An 18,256-nucleotide genomic window follows, 5' to 3' on the forward strand; every position below is an offset into this window, starting at 1 on the left:
TGTTACAGACTGTTTTGAATCACCAAACCAAGAACTACGAGTAACGCAATCCCTGCACTTTTATTATAAAGTTTATTTGCTGCTATAAAGACCAACATCAGTGATACTATAAACGCCGCACTGATATCAAAAAAGTTTCCTGATAGATTTACATTAAGTGGGTTAACAATTGAACTTAATCCCAATACCATGGTAAAGTTTGCTACGTTTGATCCAATGATATTTCCAATGGCTAAATCAGCATTGTTTTTAATGGCCGATTGAATAGATATCATTAATTCGGGCAGACTTGTACCAAAGGCAACTAAAAACAGACCAATCACCCACTCACTGATACCAAACGTTCGAGCAATGTTTGAAGCACTCTCCACAGCAAAATCGGCTCCTCCAATAGTAAGCACAAAACCAATCAATAAAAAGAGGATTGTTTTTAACCAGTTGAATTTTTCATTGGCCAAATCTTCATCGACTTCTTCAACTTGATTGCTTTGAATGAGAAAGATAAGATAAGCGCCCATAAGAATAAGAAATAAAACACCATCAACTAAGTTGAGCTTTCCATCAATGGCCATTAAAATAAAAACGAGAATAGGGAACAATGCCCATGCGGAATCTTTTGCAAAAATATCTCGTTTGGGTGTAATGTTTTTAGCAATTAAAAAAACCAATCCCAATACCAATGAGATATTAAAAATGGTACTTCCAATCACGTTTGCTACAGCAATATCTCCGCTTCCTTTGAGTGAAGCTGACATTGATACTGCCATTTCAGGTAAGCTTGTTCCCACTGCAACCAAAGTAGCACCAATTACAAAGTGAGAGATGTTGTAGTGAAGTGCAATACGTTCACTCTCTTTAATAATAAAATCTGCACCATAAATCAGTGCAGTCATAGCGACTATAAAAATAATAAAATCCATTAAAAACTGTTCCTTACGATTAAACTTTTAGGTAAATTAAATGCTTTAATAAGCTCCTCTTCCTTTGTTCGGTGTTGACCCTCATCCACCTCATGGTCGTATCCAACCAAGTGCAATAAACCATGTATAAAAAGAAGTGCCATTTCATTTTCGAATGAGTGACCATACTCTTGTGCTTTGTCTTGCACATAGTTGTATGAAATCACAATTGAACCCAAAGGCATATTGGGTAAATCAAACTCTAAAGGAAATGAAAGTACATCCGTAGCTTTGTCTAAACCTCGGTGTTCTAAATTAAGTTCTTGAATATGTGCATTGTCTGTAATGATGAGTTCTAAATCTTTTTGTGTAACTTCAGCTGTGATTTGTTCAAGCAGTTCCAGTGGAACATCATAGTGTGTTTGATTCTCTAACTCAATCATGGTTTACCTATTTGTATTGATTTAATGGTGCAATAGTATCGAAAATTTGTTGAAAAAGTATAAAAAAGTGTGTAAGAGAGTAGGGAAGTGCTCGTTAAATTGAGCACTTCTTTGTAATCATGCAAAGTGGACAAAAGTTGGTTACACCTGCAATTAAAGGAATAATCCCTAAAAAAAACCAGGCATTTCCTGTAATAAGACCAATTGCAATGAAAATTACTCCAAAAATAACTCTAAAAGATCGGCAAAATCGTTTAATTTTATCAAAAAGATTCATTGTTTGTTTCCTTGAAATATAATAAAACATAATTATATCTTATAAATATAAAAATATATTTAAGAAAATAAAAATATATATAAATATTAATAAAACTTATATTTTATCTTAAAAAAGTTCAATCATTTTAACCACTTCATCTACTTCAAAACACTTCATATTTTTAATGTTTTTAGGTTTACTGGCAATAATCGCTTTTGTGATACCTTGTGTAGAAGCCTCTTTTAATCGAATATCCATAGAATAGACATCTTTGATTTCACCTGTGAGACTCACTTCACCAACAAAAACAGACTCTTTTGAAATGGGCCTGTTTCTAAATGAAGAGATAATGGCTGCAATAACAGCTAAATCGGCTGAACTCTCTTTTATTTTTATGCCACCACTGATATTGATAAATACATCATAATGATTTAAAGGCAAATCAAGTTTTTTCTCTAACAGTGCTAAGAGCATGTTTAATCTGTTTGAATCAAAACCGGTGGCACTGCGTTTTGGATTGGGGTAGGTTGACTCAGTTACCAGTGCTTGAACTTCTAAAATAAGTGCTCGCGTACCTTCAACACTGACGGTTAAAGCGGAACCTGCTTGAGGTTTACTTCGGTCAAAGAATTTTGAAGCGATATCTTTAGCACTGATAAGCCCTTCATTGCGCATTTCAAAAATACCTATTTCACTGGTACTTCCAAAACGGTTTTTAAATCCTCGAAGCATTCGTATTTCTCGACTGGCTTCTCCTTCAAAATATAAAACAGTATCCACCATGTGTTCAAGAACTCTAGGACCAGCAATACTTCCATCTTTGGTAATATGCCCAATAATAAACATCGCAATATTGCTCTCTTTTGCTTTTCTCATAAGCTCAAAAGTAATCTCTCTCACTTGTGAAACGCTTCCGGGAGCGGATGTTAGGTTTCCTGAATAAATGGTTTGAATGGAGTCAATAATCACCACTTCATACTCTTGACGTAGCAGTTCGGCTTGTATCTCTTCAAGTTTGATTTCGGAAAGTAAATAGAGATTTTCATGATTGGATTCTAAACGATTGGCACGTATTTTAATCTGACCCGAACTCTCTTCCCCTGAGACATAAAGCACTTTTTTATTGGTTTTAGCAATGTTTCCTGCTACTTTTAAAAGCAAGGTAGATTTCCCTACACCTGGACTTCCACCAATTAAGGTCAAACTTCCTGGAACAATTCCACCACCTAAAACCAAATCAAACTCTTCATCATTGGATGAAAAACGAGTAATATCATCTTGCTGAATTTCTGTGATGGGTTTGGCTTTGGATTCACTGTAACTGACTTGTGAAATTTGTTTTAAAACTTCTTGTTGCTCTTCATTGAGTTCAATAAAACTCTCCCATGAGCCACAATTTGGACATTTACCTAACCATTTACTTGACTGTTCTCCACAATGTTGACACTCAAAAAGTGAACGTTTCCTTTTTGCCATAGACCTATCCTTTGATTATTACAAATAATTCTTGGTCACTTTTAGTTGACCTTCTATTTATGTTGGTATAATACAAAAATATTTGTTAAGCGAACAAAAACATTTCAATTTGTAATATCTTAAGGTCTGTTTTGAACAAAATCTCCCCTTTTAAAGCACACATGTATGTACTATTGGCCACTTTCTTAGTTGCTGGGTCGTTTATTGCTTCTGAAAAATTGGCACAAGTAGTGAACCCGTTTTCACTCACTTTGTATCGGTTTTTTTTCTCACTGATTATTCTTGCACCCTTTGTTATCTTCCGGTCATCATTTCGTGCTAAGATTCTATCAACGATGCCAAGAGCGATGATAATAAGTCTTTTTTACTCCCTTTATTTTATGGCACTGTTTGAGTCGCTGAAAAGTACGACAGTGTTGAACACAGGAACACTGTATACGCTCGTGCCACTTATTACAGCAATTTTGGCATTGTTTGTTTTTAAAGAAAAAATTGGTTTTAAAAAATTGTTGGTTTATATTGTTGGACTTATTGGAACGTTATGGGTTGTTTTTAAAGCCGATGTTGCGCTGATGCTCTCTTTTAGTCTGAACAGTGGAGATTATATCTTTATGTTAGGAGCACTGAGCATGTGTTGCTACTCTATTTCATTGAAGCTTTTATATAGAGATGACAATCCAATTGTACTGGTGTTTTGTACTCTTATTGGTGGTTCTATTTGGATGTTTTTGGCCACCATGGTTTTAAATGAACCACTCAATTGGGATAAAATCGAAGGTGAACTTTTTTATCATATGACTTACTTGATCATAGGTACAACTATCTTAACGCTTTTTTTATATCAAAAAACAACGGTGATTTTAGGTCCAACAAAAGTGATGTCTTATATCTATTTAAACCCAGTGGCTGTGGCATTGTTGGCGTATGTTGTTAATGCACAAAGTATACAAGCAATGGTAATTCCTGGTATTATTATATCCGCAATGGCAACCATTATTTTACAAAAATCCTAAAAGGAGATCATATGATTATTTATATTCACGGTTTTGGAAGCAGTGGATTTGGTGGGAAAGCCAAACTTTTTAAAGAGCATTTCAAAGATAACATTATCATGCCCTCTTTGAGTTATGTACCATCTTTAGCCATTCACACTTTAGAGCAACTCATTGAACTTTTTTTAAAAAAAGGAGAAAAGGTGAGTTTGATAGGCTCCTCTTTAGGTGGGTATTATTCGATGTATCTTGCCAATAAATTTGGCTTAAAGGCAGTATTAATTAATCCTGCCACTACTCCCTATAAAACGCTCGATAAAATTGGAATGGCTACGAATTATTTTGATTTATCGAGTTTTGAAGTGACACAAGAACACATGCAAGCATTGAAATTTTTAGAAGTCAAAACCTTTAAAAATCAACAAAATTTTTTGTTGCTGTTACAAACTGGTGATGAGTTATTAAACTATAAAGATGCTTTAAAAAAACTGCCACAAGCTCCTCGTATTGTACAAGAAGGTGGCGATCATAGTTTTGTTAATATTGATGATTATTTTGATGAAATTGCAGATTTTGTTAAGTAGTTCGAAGTGAGTTGAACTCACTTCGATAAAGAAGATTACTCTCCTTTGATAGTTTTTAAATCTAAACCAAACTCTTTGAAGTTTGTTTCTACAGTATGTTTCTCTTCAAGTACTTTTGAGTTGTAATAACCCATCTCTTCTTTTGGTAAGAGTCTTGTTTTCAGATCAAATGGCGCTCTCTCTTGAGCGTTCATATAAATAACCACGTCTGCAACCTCTTGATCACTTAAACTGTTACCTTGCCCCAATGGCATGTTTGATTTAACCCAAGCAGCTGCTTTATCAAGTTTACTCATACCAGCACCCGTGTTGTAGCTCAACCAGTTACCATTGGCATCTTTACCCCATAACGGAGGGAATGCTCCAGCAATACCTTCACCGTTTTGCCCGTGACATGATGCACATTGAGAAGCATAGACTGCTTTACCTGCTACATAGTTTGCATGAGTTGCTTTTTTTTGAATCGCTTTAAAGTGTTTTACCCCTTTAGGATAGAGTTTGGTGTTGTGTACACTCCAAGGTCCTTTTTCATTCATTTTAATCGTATGACCTTCTGATAACCACGTAATATAAGCAGCAATTGCCATACTCGCTTCTGTGTCAATGATAGGTCGTTTACCGTTCATACTTCGCATAAAACAGTTGTTTGATCTGTCTTGAAGTGATTGAACTGTTTTTTCTCTTTTTGACCATGCCGGGAATGCTGCAGCTGTACCAATCCAGCTAGAAATACCTTCACCTGTACCTACTTTACCATCACTCCCTTTTAAGTGACAGCTTTTACATTGAAGTTTATTTCCAACAAGGTCTTTTGTTAAAGGATGTGTGTCTGTATTATTTACAATATCCTCACCTAATTTAACCAATTCACCCACTTCTCCCGATGGGTAGTTTGCTGGAGCTTTATACTCAAATGCAAACATAAGTGATGCTAAACTTAGAAATAGAATCAACTTTTTCATAACTTCTCCTTTTTGTTTGATTTATTGTAACGGATTATTGTTACTTTAATGTATACAATAAAAGAGATGAATTAAGATTATTTTAAGAAATTATATTGAAAAGAGGTGCCGAGCTCTTCACTGGAATCTACATCAATAAGAATATTATTCTCTTCACAGATATTTTTCACAATATTCAAACCAATACCAAACCCACCTTTAATGGAGTTTTCTTTGTAGTATCGATTGAAAATACGTTTGGTGTCTTGAATGACTTCCCCAATATTATGCACTGCAAAAAGGGTACGTTGGTCTTCTTGTATTAGGTTTATTTCAATGGTTGTTTTTTTGTAAGAGTATTTAATGGCGTTAGAAACAGTGTTATCAATGATACGTTGAAGATGCATTCTGTTGATTTGAACTTGAACATCTTTTTGAATATGAGCTTCTAAAGTGAGCTCTTTTGAATGTGTCAAACTCTCAAATTGGTCTAATCGTTGTGAAAGCAAATAAGAAAAATCTACCCACTCTTTATTGTAATTCACGCTTTTTTGTTTGATTAAATACTCAATGTCTTCATAAACCAAAAAAAGATTTTTAGTCGCATTCATTGAGCGTTGCAACTCTTTGGTGTGAGGTTGCTTTTCATGAAGCATCTCTAAGTTCATTTGTATTACACCCAAAGGGGTTTTGAGTTCATGCATGGCATCATTAAAAAAAGCATCCAAGTACTCATTGACTTTTTTATAAGGTTCAATGCTTGCTTGAATAAGCAAGAAGCTTGAAATAACAATAAAGAGTCCCACACAAATGACTAAAAGGAAGATTTTTAAATAAATCTCTTGATAACTGATGTTTTTAGAGATAATCAGTTTACTCGCACCCAAGCGGTTGTGTGCAAGGTTAAACTCTATACTCACAGGTTGTTTGATGTTCTCTAAGTGTGAAGTTTCATAAATAACATTGTCCTGTTTATCAAGTAACATCACCTCATACTTAAATGATTTTGGCACAACAAAAGTATCGCTTTTAGAGGTTGAAAAATCATAAATGGCACGTTGAATTTTTTGTGCATGTTCAAACAAAACACGTTGTTGAGCTGTGATGTGATTCTCTATTTCAAGTTGACCATAGAAGTATGAAGGTAAGGCAATAAAGATAAAAAAGATGGCACTGTATATCAGTGTGATACGCAGGATGAAGTGTCTACTGTTTTCGAGCAATTTTATATCCTAAACCTCGTTGGTTGATGATAAACTCTTTTGAGGTTTTATCGCGTATTTTTTTAATGCAGACACGAATATCTGCTTCACAAATATAGCGATCATCCCAAACTTCACTTCGAAGTTGCTCGATGGAAATGTATTGGTTCTGTTTAGAAATCAGACAAAAAACCACTTCACTCTCTTTTTTAGTCAGTGAAACCAACTCATTATTTTTAAAAAGCTCCTGTTTAACAACATCATAGGTGTAATCCTCAAGCAGTTCTAGTCGTTGATGACTCTTTGCATAATAGAGTTTAATGAGTTGTTCGAGTCGATACTTCAGCTCTTTTGGGGAGAAAGGTTTTTTTAAATAGTCATTGCAGCCCAACTCATACCCCAAACTTAAGTTATTGATATCTGTCAAAGAGGTGATATAAATCACTGGAGTCTCATCTCCTCTTGAACGTAACTCTTTAACCAGTTCATATCCATTGAGTGTGGGTACACGAATATCTAAAATCAAAATATGGTAGTTGTTATCATAAATTGCATCAAGAGCCTCTTGCCCATCTTCATAAGCATCCACGTCATAGCCTAAAGACTCTAAATACTCTTTGATACTTTGGTTATAATCGAAATCATCTTCAAGTAAAAGCAGTTTCATTCTATGTTCACCTTTGATTTGGATATATACGGTGCAGTGTTATTGTAGTTGCTGTTAAGTTGAACATGGTCTTCGTTATTAATGCCCGTTAAGATATAACCCAATTTGTGATGACTTAAATCATAATACGCAAAATAACTGAATGAATAGTGTGGGGTTGAAACATAACCATAATCTTTGAGATGAGTTAAGTTCAAATGTTCAAGTGCAACTGGAGAAACATCATTGACCACAACATACTCTTGGTAAATGGGCTGTTGTTTAAGTTCTGTAGCAATGTTAAGATGTTTTTTATCCAACAATACAAACAGCGTGTACCCTTTTTGTTTGAGTTGAGAAGAGAGATACTCAAAATCAATGATGGTTTCAAGTGAACCAATCATGTCATTATCTTCCATAATAGGAGAGATGGCTTTGATATTGAGACGTTTTCCCAGTTCAATTGAGACAAGGGGCTTTTTATCTTTTTTGACTTTGACCAAACCTTGTCTGAAATCTCGAAGTAAAACATCTTTGATAGAGATATCCCAGTTTCTTAAATAAGTTGTCAGATTTCGGTTGTGAATTTGTACTTCAAAATGGCTGTTTTGAAGCATCTTAAGTGTCTGTATTTTTTTATTGACAATGGAAAAACTCTCATCACGGTTTTGCTCTTTAAAGCTTTCGATGATCTCTTTGTCTTCTGCTAAAAGAAGTGAGAGTGAAAGGGCATAACGTTTCTGCTCTTCAAAGAGGTTTCGAGTCGTGTTCAGAGCATTTTCAAGTTGATTGATTTGAGAGGTATTATTATTAATTTGTGTGAGCACGTAAAAGACGCACCCAATTAAAATGGAGGCTAAAATAACGATGATACTTAAGTATCTGTTGGTTTTAGAACGCCAAAAGTTCATCGTTATGTACTCTTATTGAGTATAAATTTCATCAAGTAAAGAGTCTACAAACTCATCAGGGCTAAACGGCATTAAATCATCCGCTTGCTCACCAATACCAATATAAAAAATAGGCAATTCAAGTTGATTTGAAATAGAAAAGAGTGCGCCCCCTTTTGCTGTACCATCAAGCTTGGTGACAATAATACCATCTACACCGACCATTTCGTTAAATGCTTTGGCTTGTGCAATGGCAGTATTGCCTTGTGTTCCATCTAAAATCATGATTTTTTGATGTGGGGCACCTTCACACGCTTTTGCACACACTTTGACAATTTTTTTAAGTTCATTGCTTAAGTTGGTTTGAGTTTGTAATCGACCCGCAGTATCCACAATGACGTGGTTGATGTTTTTTGCACGTGCTGATGAAATCGTATCAAATGCAACCGCACTTGGGTCATGCCCTTGTTTGGTTTTAATAATAGGCACACTCAATTTGTCTGCCCAAGTACTTAACTGCTCAATGGCTGCAGCTCTGAAGGTATCACCTGCACCTAAAAGCACACTTTTCCCACTTTTTTTGTACATATTGGCAAGCTTTGCAATGGTCGTGGTTTTACCTGCACCATTGACCCCAATAATAAGTTCCACAAAGGGTGAGGGCATATTGCTCACATCAATTTCAGGAGCATGTTCAAAGAGCATGACCAAACGGTGTCGAAGTTGAGGGCGTGTAATCATCTCAGGAAGTCCATCCATGGCTTTTTCGATGATTTCATACTCCACATCTGCTTCAATTAAAAGCTCTTCAACCTCTTCAAAAGCTATCTTCTCTTTTTTTTGAGGCACGACATTTTTGATGTTGTCAAAGGTTTTTTCTAATGCTTTGGAGAGAAAGCTTTTTGATGCGTTGCTGCTTTCAATACTCTCTTGTGTTGCCTCATTTTTTTTGAAAATTCCAAACATTATTCTGCTTCCAACCCTTTTTTGATATCAATTTCTAACATCTCTTCAGGAACAATACCGATGTACTTACGAATAAGCGTTCCATTTTTGTCAAAAAGCAACATTGTTGGAATCGATTTGACACCACCTACGGCATCGGCAAGAGTGAAATTTGTTGTATGATTGGTCACAGGAAATTGAATTTCATACTCTTCAATAAAAGCATTCATATCCTCTTTGGTTTTACTTTTCTCAACCAATACACCAATGACTTCAAACTGCTCTTTGTAACGCTCTCTAAGTCTGTTTAAATGAGGAATTTCTGCCTTACATGGAGGACACCATGTTGCAAAAAAGTTGAGCAATACCACTTTGTTCTCTTGCCCTGAGAAGATGATTTTATTCTTAGAAATAGTAGTGCTTATGAGTTGGTCATTGTTTGTTTTTAACTCAATAACGGTTGGTTCTTGTTCTTTTGCAATCGCATTTTTAATTGCTTCTGGATCTTTTGAATCACAACCTGTTAACAAAAAAATAATAGATAAAATTACAAAAAATGATATGTTTTTAAACTGCATTTTAATTCCTTTGGGTAAAATCATTTATTGGGTTTGAATTCTACCCAAGTAAGGCTTAAATATGATAAACAAAGATCACTGTAAAAGTGATTTTAGAAAATCGTGTATTAATAAATTAAGGTTTATTAGTTCATACAACAATTTGAAGAAAGATAAGATAATAGTTAATAAACTGCAGGAAGTTATTGAGACACTGAATGCAAAAAAGATTTTAATGTATATTCCTATGGATATAGAAGTAGACATTTTACCTTTAATTCATAAACTTCGACAAAGGGGGGTTGAAGTTTTCGTACCACGGATGGAAGGTGAAAGTTTTAAAGCAGTTAAATTTAGGTTGCCGTTGCACAAAAAAAAGTTTGGTATCAAAGAACCATCAAACTCACACTTAAAAACAAAGATTGACTTGGCCATTGTTCCTGTGGTAGGAATTGATGGAGCAGGGAAGCGTATCGGCTTTGGAAAAGGCATGTACGATCGATTTTTTTATGCACTGAAACAACAACCGACTATTGTTTTTACTCAAAGAACACTTTGTATGACTCACCAAATCTTAAGTAATCAATACGATATTCAAGCAGATTATATAATTACAGGTTAAGTCGCAATAACCAAGTTTATTTTAAAGGTTTGGAAATGGAGATGTTTATAATAGAGGGATTATTTGTCGCTATTTTCAGCAGCGTCATTACTGCTTATGTAGTACGGAAAATTAACAAAGCAAAATTTGATATTTATATTGAACAAGCAAAAGCAAAAGCAAAAGTAATCGAACACGAAGCTGAAGTGATTTTAAAAGATGCACAAATAAAAGCAAAAAAAGAGTTTGAACGTGAATTTAAACACGCCAAACGTGACTACGATGATATGTTTTCTAAAATTCAACGAAAAGAGAAAGAACTCAATGAACATTTAGAATCCGAACTGACATCAATTAAAAAATCCAAAGAAGATATTGAAGAGAAAAATCGAATTATTACAACCCTAAAAGAGGGATTGAAAAATCAGAAAAAGACATTTGAAGAGAAGATTTCAAAAGCACTGAAAGTACTTGAAAATGCTTCAGGATTAACACAACAAGAGGCAAAAGAGCTGATGATTGAAAAGGTCAAAGAGGATTCAAGAGCCCAAATTGCTTCAATTTTTAGAAAGAAATATAAACTGGCAGAACAACACGCCAAAGAAGAGATTAATAACATGCTTTCTCAAGCAGTGACCAGATACGCTGGTGAGTTTGCAGCTGAACGTCTGATCAACAATATTCCAATTAATGATGAAGAGACCAAGGGAAAAATTATTGGTAAAGAGGGTCGTAATATTAAGGCTTTAGAGATGCTTTTAGGTGTGGATATTATCATTGATGATACGCCTAATACCATTACAATTTCTTCATTTAATCTCTACAGACGCGCGGTGGCAACAAAGACCATACAAGAACTTCTTGAAGATGGACGAATTCAACCTGCACGTATTGAAGAGATTTACAATAAAGTGAAAAACGAGTTTGACAACAACATCCAAAAAGAGGGTGAAGATGTGGTGATGGATTTAGGGATTAAATCGATGCATCCAGAGTTGATTAAACTTGTGGGAAGACTGAGATACAGAGCTTCATACGGTCAAAATGCCTTAGCGCATACACTTGAAGTAGCGCACCTTTCAGGTCTTCTTGCTGCGCAAATGGGTGGTGATGCAATTTTAGCACGGCGTGCAGGATTGATGCACGACATTGGAAAAGCATTGACACATGACATGCCAGGCAGTCATGTCGATTTAGGGGCACAAATCTGTAAACGGTATAATGAACCAGATACCGTGATTAATGCGATTTATGCTCATCATGGACATGAAGAACCAATCAATGTTGAGAGTGCATCTGTGTGTGCAGCTGATGCATTAAGTGCTGCTCGACCAGGTGCGAGAAGGGAAGTTTTAGAGAGTTTCTTAAAACGAGTAGAAGAGGTTGAAAACATCTCTACGAGTAAAATGGGCGTCATTAATGCCTTTGCTATTAATGCAGGACGAGAGGTTCGTGTGATTGTAAAAGCAGAGTTGGTTAATGATGATGAGGCGGTATTGCTTGCATCTGAGATTGCAAAAGATATTGAAGAGAAAGTTCAATACCCAGGTGAAATTAAAGTGAATGTGATTCGTGAGTTAAGGGCAGAATCATACGCACGATAAGAAGAAGCACTCGCTTCTTCAAACACTTTAGTGCTTAAAAGGTTTCATACCTTTTGCAACTACAGTAATGCATCTATACGAAGCAACTCTTCTTGATTGAGTTTAAATTCAAAAATACTCAAATCCTCTTGCATATGTTTTACTGAAGTAGTACCAATGAGTGGAATGATTTGTCGTTGTGTTAAATAACGATAAAAGAGTTGGGCTGGTGTTTTTTGATATTTTCTGGCAATATGAAAAAGAGTTTCACTGCCTAAAATATGAGGATTGGCGGTAAGTGTCCAAAATCCCAAATATAAAATACCTTTTTCATTGCACCAAGCTCTTATTTTTTGATCATAATTGGTATCTTTGTAAAAACGGTTTTGAACAACTGCTGGTTTGACTTTGGCATTTGTATAGAGTTTCTCAATTGTTTGCAGGTCATAACAGTTTGAAATACCCAGTTGTTTGACCTCTTTGTTTTCATACAGACTCTCCATAGCGCTCCAAACACTCATTAAAGATTTAAATGGAAAAAGAGGCGAGTGTAAGACTAAAGAGTCAATATAATCTGTTTGCAGGTTTTTTTGGCTTACTTGAAATGAATGAAGAACTTGTTGAAACAAAGTGTCGTTGGGGTTATAGGGAACAGAGTTTTCGTCTTGACCCTCTTTGGGCGTAAACTTGGTCTCTAAAAAGAGCTCTTCACGTGTGAGTAAACCACTTTGTATTGCTTGTGCAATACCATCCCCCACACCTTTTTCATTATAGTGTCTGGGTTGACATGCCGTATCAATGCCTCGAAATCCCGCTTTTAAAGCGGCTTCAACTAAAGTGGCTGTTTCCTCTTTTTTCCATGCCGTACCATAAAGTAAAGCAGGGATTTGAACGTTTTCATTGCTTATAAGATAATTCATACTGACTCTTTATATTTTTTATAAAGAGTATAACCACAGCAACTTTAGGTCAATGTTAAATAAAATGTGAAGGTTATTGTTTTAAAAGAGAAATAATGTTAAATCCTGAAGTGTTGTTTTTTTGAGCAAACTCTTCTAAACTATGTTCGTTTGATTCTACTACAAACCCTTTTGCTTCTAACACTTTTTTAGCTTCACTCTCATCTACTTTTAACACTTTAAAGACGTCTTGAAGAGGTGCTTTCATAATGCTTGTTAAGATAATAGCTTTGCCACTTGGGGGTTGATTTAGACTTTGAACAATAAATCCACTGGTCACAATAAACATCAAAGCAACACTGGTATAAAATGTTCTTTTATTGAAGTAACTTTTCATGGCATTCCAGTTTACCATCACGTGTCCCAATACGATTATTATAAATGCTAAACCTAAAAGCTCATGCAGAAGTTTAACATTGGCATTAAATATATGAAAATAGAGCATGATTCCTGTTAAACCCATTACAAAAAATCCTACGGTTGTAAGAGATGTTGCCCACTCTCTGAATTGTCGTTTGTTCACTTATTCTCCTTTATGTAATGAAAGTATAGCAAGCTTTTCATAACAGCAGTTAAACTTTATATTAATGAAATCTTAATAAACCTAACCCTTATGAAGTTTTGATTATAATGTCAAAAAAACAGATGAAGAGTATATGAAAAATCAAAAATTACACACACACATCATTGCAGGAAAATATCGAGGGAAAAGGCTGGAATTGCCATCATTGGATGTCACACGAAGTTCAAAAGCACGACTCAAAGAGTCATTTTTTAATGTATTGCAATTTGATATTATAGATAAAATTTTCATTGAAGCATTTGGGGGAAGTGGTTCCATTGGACTTGAAGCCATCTCAAGAGATGCAAAACGAGCCTATTTTATAGAAAAAGATAAAAACTCATATAATATTTTGGTGAAAAACTGTAAGGCCATTGAAGCACAAAAGTGTCAAACGTTTTTTGGAGATACTTTTAAAGAGTTGCCTACTATTTTAAACTCATTAAAAAACTCAACGGATGAATTGGTTGTTTATATTGACCCACCGTTTGATTATCGAGAGGGGATGAGTGATGTTTATGAACATTCATTTAAAATGGTGGAACAAATTGAAAACGACAATATTTTCTTAATCTGTTTTGAACATGAAAGCAGCATCGAAGTACCACAAACTTTAGGACTATTTGAACAGTACAAATCAAAAAGATTTGGTAAAAGTACTTTGACGTACTATCAACAAAAGTAGAGGAATCGTATGTATAAACTTGCAGCAGCTATTTTAATTGCGCTGATTACAATGGTTTTTTTGATGCCGTTTATATATACTGTTTCTCCTTATGAACTCAATCCCAATGCCATTTTGCTGCCTCCAAGCTTTGAATACCCTTTTGGAACAGACAGATTAGGCCGAGACATCTTGGCTCGAATTTTACAAGGGGGACAAACCTCTTTGATTATTGGTTTTTTAAGTGCGGCCATTTCATCACTACTGGGGCTTTTTATTGGGATTAATGCAGGTTATTTTAAAGGTAAAATTGATAAAAGTATTACGATTATCATTGACCTATTTTTGACGTTTCCCACCTTCTTTTTACTGTTGGCATTGGTGTCGTATATTCAAGCATCATCATTGGTGCTGATTATAGTTATTTCCATTACAGGCTGGATGGGAATGGCCAGAATGATACGCAGTGAGAGTTTTGCAATTACCAATAAACCGTTTATGAAAGTGTTGACACTTTCGCGTATGAGTCCTTTTAAAATCATCTTTAAATATTTTGCACCATTGTTGGCTCCTATTTTTCTCATCTCTTTTACATTTGGAGTAGGGGGTGCTATTTTAGCTGAGTCTGGGCTCTCTTTTTTAGGATTGGGGATTAATCCTCCTCAAATGTCGTGGGGGAGTCTTTTAAGCAGTGGAAAAACAGTCATGGATATTGCATGGTGGGTGAGTTTTTTCCCTGGTTTGTTTATTTTTTTAGTGACGTTTAGTTTGATGCAGATTTCAGACTTTTTACAAAGTAAAGCCAATACTAAAGAGATACAAAACTCATAACCTGACAACAAATTTTCTTCAAATTTTCCTTTTTTATAATGTCATATCTTAAAATAAAGGAAAAGATATGACAAATGTAGTTATTGCATCAAATGATGAGGTATGCCAAAGTGCAAAGAATTGGTTTGTGAATTCACAAGGGTATTTAGAAGGTTTTGAAAACTTCAGTGAACTGTCTGAAGACTCAAAGTTAATTATTATTGGACATGATGAGGAGTTAGGCGATGGAGATGAGTTATTGGCTTTATTGCAAGAACAAGATTTTCCAATGGTCGATTTTGAAGTGATTTTAATTGTTTGTTCGGCACATTCATTAAAATGCACAAAAGATATTATCACACCTGCTGAAAAAATTGCTAACAGTTTAAGAAGAGTTGTCTGGGCAGCCACAGATACTGTTTATGGTCAATGGGATCAAGATGGAGCACATTTTAGTGGTACTTATATTGCAGTAGAACCAGACAGTGATATTCTCTCTAAATTCAGACAAATGACACTTTAATAAGTTAAGTATCCTTTTTAGGATACTTAACCTTCAAAGAATAGTGTAGCCATGCTCTTTACTGTTGTGTATTTTTAATAGTGGCAGTTTTCTTTTGATTCTAAAAATAGAACCTCTGATTTTATTTAAGCAAAACTCCTCTTCTTCCCATACTTGTGAAAAAAGACTCTCATAAGAGACATAATTGTTTTTATTTTTGCAAAGTACTGAAACCAAAATTCGCTCTTTTTTTGTAAGGTTTATCTCTCTGTTTTGATAATAGAGGGTCAGTTTCTCTGTACAAAAAGAGAACTCATCGCTCAAAGTGATTTTTTTATCTTCTGGGGTAGGTTGGTTTTCATGTTGATGATTCAAGACAAAATAGATTTGCATGTAGAGTTGTTCATAAATAAAAGGTTTTGATATATAGCCATAAGCACAGCTTTGTTGTATGAGTTCAAGGGTTTCATAGTCATAAAAACCACTGACAAAAATAGTTGGAATATTATATTGATAATGAATAATATTACAACTTTGAATACCATCAATATTCCCTTTTATATTGATATCCATTAAAATCAAATCCACATTATGCTTTTTGAGTGCCTCCATTGCTTCATCATGACTTTTAACGATATCAACGACTTCAAGATCATACAGTTTTAAGGCTTTTTTCATGCTCAAGGCAATCATTATTTCATCTTCAACGATCAATAAATGTCTCTTTCTGAACATTTTTCCCTCCTTTTGAGGCAATAGTAGTATAAAAAATGATGCGAAAAACAAATTTACTGCAAATTTTTGCGAAATAAAATAATAAAAGAGTTCATTATATAAAGGAGGTAATATATGCAATACTCTATTAACAAACAAGGGCTTGAACTGATAAAACATTTTGAAGCACTCAAACTTGAAGCATATCAAGACAGTGTGGGGATATGGACAATTGGTTGGGGACATACAAGCAGACAAGATGGCACTGTTTATGAAGGCCAAGTCATCACGCAAGAAGAGGCAGAAGTGTTGTTGAAAAAAGACTTAATACATTTTGAAGCACGTGTGAAAGAGTTGGTGAGTGTTCCAATCAATGAGAATCAATTTTCAGCTTTGGTGTCATTTGCTTTTAATATAGGAATAGGCAATCTGAAAAGTTCGACGTTGTTAAAACATTTAAATCTACAAGATGAATTTAATGCATCCAAAGAGTTCGTAAAATGGAGCAAAGCAGGAGGAACAAGGTTAAAAGGATTGGTGCGCAGAAGAGTTTCAGAACGCAATCTTTTTTGCTCTTTTACTCGTATTATTGTTGAAGAACTTGCAGAGGATTGGAAAGATAACTATCTTAATATATAAAGAGTGAACATGCAGTATTGTAGAGTCTTAATTGTGGTTATATTAACAGTGCTCATCGCATTGGTTTTTGTCTATAAGTTTTTTATCAATGTGATACCCAACAATCTTAAAATTGCAACAGGACGAGAATCAGGCGGATATTACTATTATGCAAAAAAATATCAAAAAAGTTTAGAAAAAGAGGGAATACAATTAGAGATCATACAAACAGCAGGTTCTTTAGAAGCATTGGAGTTATTAAACAAAGGGGAAGTGGATATTGCCTTTGTACAAGGAGGAACCGCAAAAAATTCTCAAACAAATAATTTACTTTCTATGGCGAGTCTTTTTTATGAACCTTTGTGGGTTTTTTATAATGATGATTTGAGTGTCAAGTACTTAACCGATTTAAAAAATAAAAAAGTCTCTATTGGTGAAAAAGGGAGCGGAACGCGAGAACTTTTTCAAATATTGTTTGAGCAAAATGGCATTGAATCGAACCAATTGCTTGCTTTACATGATCAAGATGCTGTTAAAAAATTGCAAAAAAAAGAGATAGATGCACTTTGTTTGGTCATATCTCCTGAAGCTCCTGTCATAAAAGAGTTGCTCAGTACCAACGGCATTAAATTGATGAATTTTAATCGAAAGCTTGCTTATCGAGATAGATTTGATTATATCAACAGTGTTAACTTAAGTGAAGGGGTGATTGATTTGGCAAGAAACATTCCAAATCATGATATTAAACTCTTAGTAACAACTGCTTCACTGGTTGTGAAAAAAGATTTTAACCATAACTTGCAACGCTTGATTATTAAAAATATTAAAGATATTCACCGTCATGGAGGGATCTTTGAGCCTGAAAACTTTTTTCCCTCCATTCAATTTGTAGAGATCCCCATCAGTGAACACACCAAAGCCTATTTAAAAAAAGGAGAAACATGGGCAGAAAAATATCTTCCATTTTGGTTTTCCTCTTTGATTGAAGCCTTATTGGTTGTCATTGTGCCTTTGATTCCTATTTTGATTATTTTTATAAAAGTGGTTTTGCCCTCATATTCACTCTATTTTAAATATAAGATTTATACATGGGAGAATCAAATCTATTTGTTGGATCGCAAAATCAACAATGAAAAAGAGAATAAAAAAGAGTATATCTTAGAGGAGATTGAACTTTTAAAACGTATTATTAAACACAGCTGTGTCATTTATTTTTTTTATACACATCAATATTATGATTTGCTTTTAAAACTTGATGGTTTACGAGATACATTATTAAGTAAAAAAATGGTTCATAACCATTTTGTAGAGTATCAACATGAGTTGTATGGCTTATCTTAAACTATAAATAACAAATTTAACTCAAATTTTCATATGACACAATGTGTTTGCTTATTCAATGAAATGTC

22 protein-coding genes are annotated in these 18,256 nt (G+C 34.5%); 9 read left to right on the forward strand and 13 right to left on the reverse strand.

Going from position 1 to position 18,256, the window contains the following annotated elements; genetic code table 11:
- Positions 1–2: 2 nt before the first annotated feature.
- From CRV04_RS02905 to radA, 4 genes are all read right to left on the reverse strand, one after another.
- Positions 3–920, reverse strand: a complete 918-nt coding sequence (locus CRV04_RS02905) for a calcium/sodium antiporter (RefSeq protein ID WP_128995216.1) — start codon at positions 918–920, stop codon at positions 3–5.
- Positions 920–1,342, reverse strand: coding sequence for an rRNA maturation RNase YbeY (gene ybeY / locus CRV04_RS02910; protein ID WP_128995217.1), 423 nt, complete (start codon positions 1,340–1,342; stop codon positions 920–922). The genes CRV04_RS02905 and ybeY overlap by 1 nt, the downstream gene beginning before the upstream one ends.
- A 94-nt stretch (positions 1,343–1,436) precedes the next feature.
- Entirely contained in the window at positions 1,437–1,619 is a 183-nt protein-coding gene (locus CRV04_RS02915) for a YgaP family membrane protein (RefSeq protein WP_128995219.1), read from the reverse strand.
- Positions 1,620–1,727: 108 nt separating this feature from the next.
- Positions 1,728–3,077 carry a DNA repair protein RadA gene (radA, locus tag CRV04_RS02920; RefSeq protein WP_128995221.1) on the reverse strand — a complete coding sequence of 450 codons (1,350 nt, stop codon included), beginning with the start codon at positions 3,075–3,077 and terminating at the stop codon, positions 1,728–1,730.
- Between the two features lie 131 nt (positions 3,078–3,208).
- On the opposite strand from radA, the gene CRV04_RS02925 reads away from it, so the two are divergent.
- Both CRV04_RS02925 and CRV04_RS02930 read left to right on the forward strand, forming a co-directional pair.
- A complete protein-coding gene (locus CRV04_RS02925) occupies positions 3,209–4,090 on the forward strand; it encodes a DMT family transporter (RefSeq protein WP_228126453.1) in 882 nt (293 codons plus the stop codon).
- 11 nt (positions 4,091–4,101) lie between these two features.
- Complete coding sequence (locus CRV04_RS02930) at positions 4,102–4,653, forward strand: YqiA/YcfP family alpha/beta fold hydrolase (protein WP_128995223.1); 552 nt, start codon at positions 4,102–4,104, stop codon at positions 4,651–4,653.
- Between the two features lie 35 nt (positions 4,654–4,688).
- On the opposite strand, the gene CRV04_RS02935 is transcribed toward CRV04_RS02930, so the two are convergent.
- From CRV04_RS02935 to CRV04_RS02960, 6 genes are all read right to left on the reverse strand, one after another.
- On the reverse strand, positions 4,689–5,615 hold the full coding sequence (locus CRV04_RS02935) for a c-type cytochrome (protein WP_128995225.1): 927 nt from the start codon (positions 5,613–5,615) through the stop codon (positions 4,689–4,691).
- A 77-nt stretch (positions 5,616–5,692) separates the two neighbouring features.
- Positions 5,693–6,817: a sensor histidine kinase gene (locus CRV04_RS02940; protein ID WP_128995227.1), complete on the reverse strand. Its 1,125-nt coding sequence runs from the start codon at positions 6,815–6,817 to the stop codon at positions 5,693–5,695.
- Positions 6,801–7,463 (reverse strand): response regulator transcription factor, encoded by a 663-nt coding sequence (locus CRV04_RS02945; protein WP_128995229.1) that lies wholly within the window; start codon positions 7,461–7,463, stop codon positions 6,801–6,803. The genes CRV04_RS02940 and CRV04_RS02945 overlap by 17 nt, the downstream gene beginning before the upstream one ends.
- Positions 7,460–8,353, reverse strand: a complete 894-nt coding sequence (locus CRV04_RS02950; protein ID WP_128995231.1) for a cache domain-containing protein — start codon at positions 8,351–8,353, stop codon at positions 7,460–7,462. The genes CRV04_RS02945 and CRV04_RS02950 overlap by 4 nt, the downstream gene beginning before the upstream one ends.
- A gap of 12 nt (positions 8,354–8,365) precedes the next feature.
- Positions 8,366–9,298, reverse strand: coding sequence for a signal recognition particle-docking protein FtsY (gene ftsY, locus CRV04_RS02955; protein ID WP_128995233.1), 933 nt, complete (start codon positions 9,296–9,298; stop codon positions 8,366–8,368).
- On the reverse strand, positions 9,298–9,855 hold the full coding sequence (locus CRV04_RS02960) for a TlpA family protein disulfide reductase (RefSeq protein WP_128995235.1): 558 nt from the start codon (positions 9,853–9,855) through the stop codon (positions 9,298–9,300). The genes ftsY and CRV04_RS02960 overlap by 1 nt, the downstream gene beginning before the upstream one ends.
- A gap of 61 nt (positions 9,856–9,916) precedes the next feature.
- Between CRV04_RS02960 and CRV04_RS02965 the strand changes: the two genes are divergently transcribed.
- On the forward strand, positions 9,917–10,456 hold the full coding sequence (locus CRV04_RS02965; RefSeq protein WP_228126454.1) for a 5-formyltetrahydrofolate cyclo-ligase: 540 nt from the start codon (positions 9,917–9,919) through the stop codon (positions 10,454–10,456).
- A gap of 41 nt (positions 10,457–10,497) precedes the next feature.
- The gene (rny, locus tag CRV04_RS02970; RefSeq protein ID WP_228126477.1) at positions 10,498–12,039 is read left to right on the forward strand and encodes a ribonuclease Y; all 1,542 of its coding nucleotides are present in this window, start codon (positions 10,498–10,500) and stop codon (positions 12,037–12,039) included.
- Between the two features lie 59 nt (positions 12,040–12,098).
- Here rny and CRV04_RS02975 read toward each other — a convergent pair whose 3' ends face one another.
- Both CRV04_RS02975 and CRV04_RS02980 read right to left on the reverse strand, forming a co-directional pair.
- The gene (locus CRV04_RS02975) at positions 12,099–12,938 is read right to left on the reverse strand and encodes an aldo/keto reductase family protein (RefSeq protein WP_128995239.1); all 840 of its coding nucleotides are present in this window, start codon (positions 12,936–12,938) and stop codon (positions 12,099–12,101) included.
- Between the two features lie 73 nt (positions 12,939–13,011).
- Complete coding sequence (locus CRV04_RS02980; RefSeq protein WP_128995241.1) at positions 13,012–13,500, reverse strand: DUF4405 domain-containing protein; 489 nt, start codon at positions 13,498–13,500, stop codon at positions 13,012–13,014.
- Positions 13,501–13,633: 133 nt separating this feature from the next.
- Here CRV04_RS02980 and rsmD point away from each other — a divergent pair, with 133 nt between their 5' ends.
- The 3 genes from rsmD (at position 13,634) to CRV04_RS02995 (ending at position 15,536) form a co-directional block, all read left to right on the forward strand.
- Positions 13,634–14,224, forward strand: a complete 591-nt coding sequence (gene rsmD, locus CRV04_RS02985; RefSeq protein ID WP_128995243.1) for a 16S rRNA (guanine(966)-N(2))-methyltransferase RsmD — start codon at positions 13,634–13,636, stop codon at positions 14,222–14,224.
- Positions 14,225–14,233: 9 nt separating this feature from the next.
- Positions 14,234–15,034: an ABC transporter permease gene (locus tag CRV04_RS02990; protein WP_128995245.1), complete on the forward strand. Its 801-nt coding sequence runs from the start codon at positions 14,234–14,236 to the stop codon at positions 15,032–15,034.
- A 67-nt stretch (positions 15,035–15,101) separates the two neighbouring features.
- The gene (locus CRV04_RS02995) at positions 15,102–15,536 is read left to right on the forward strand and encodes a hypothetical protein (protein ID WP_128995247.1); all 435 of its coding nucleotides are present in this window, start codon (positions 15,102–15,104) and stop codon (positions 15,534–15,536) included.
- Between the two features lie 33 nt (positions 15,537–15,569).
- Here the strand turns inward: CRV04_RS02995 and CRV04_RS03000 are convergent, their stop codons facing one another.
- Entirely contained in the window at positions 15,570–16,250 is a 681-nt protein-coding gene (locus tag CRV04_RS03000) for a response regulator (protein WP_164969110.1), read from the reverse strand.
- A gap of 114 nt (positions 16,251–16,364) precedes the next feature.
- Here CRV04_RS03000 and CRV04_RS03005 point away from each other — a divergent pair, with 114 nt between their 5' ends.
- On the forward strand, positions 16,365–16,868 hold the full coding sequence (locus CRV04_RS03005; protein ID WP_128995251.1) for a lysozyme: 504 nt from the start codon (positions 16,365–16,367) through the stop codon (positions 16,866–16,868).
- A 9-nt stretch (positions 16,869–16,877) separates the two neighbouring features.
- Positions 16,878–18,188 carry a TAXI family TRAP transporter solute-binding subunit gene (locus CRV04_RS03010; RefSeq protein ID WP_128995253.1) on the forward strand — a complete coding sequence of 437 codons (1,311 nt, stop codon included), beginning with the start codon at positions 16,878–16,880 and terminating at the stop codon, positions 18,186–18,188.
- Positions 18,189–18,256 lie beyond the last annotated feature (68 nt).

The sequence above is a fragment of the Candidatus Marinarcus aquaticus genome (genome assembly GCF_004116335.1).
In the GTDB taxonomy this organism is placed as follows: domain Bacteria; phylum Campylobacterota; class Campylobacteria; order Campylobacterales; family Arcobacteraceae; genus Marinarcus; species Marinarcus aquaticus.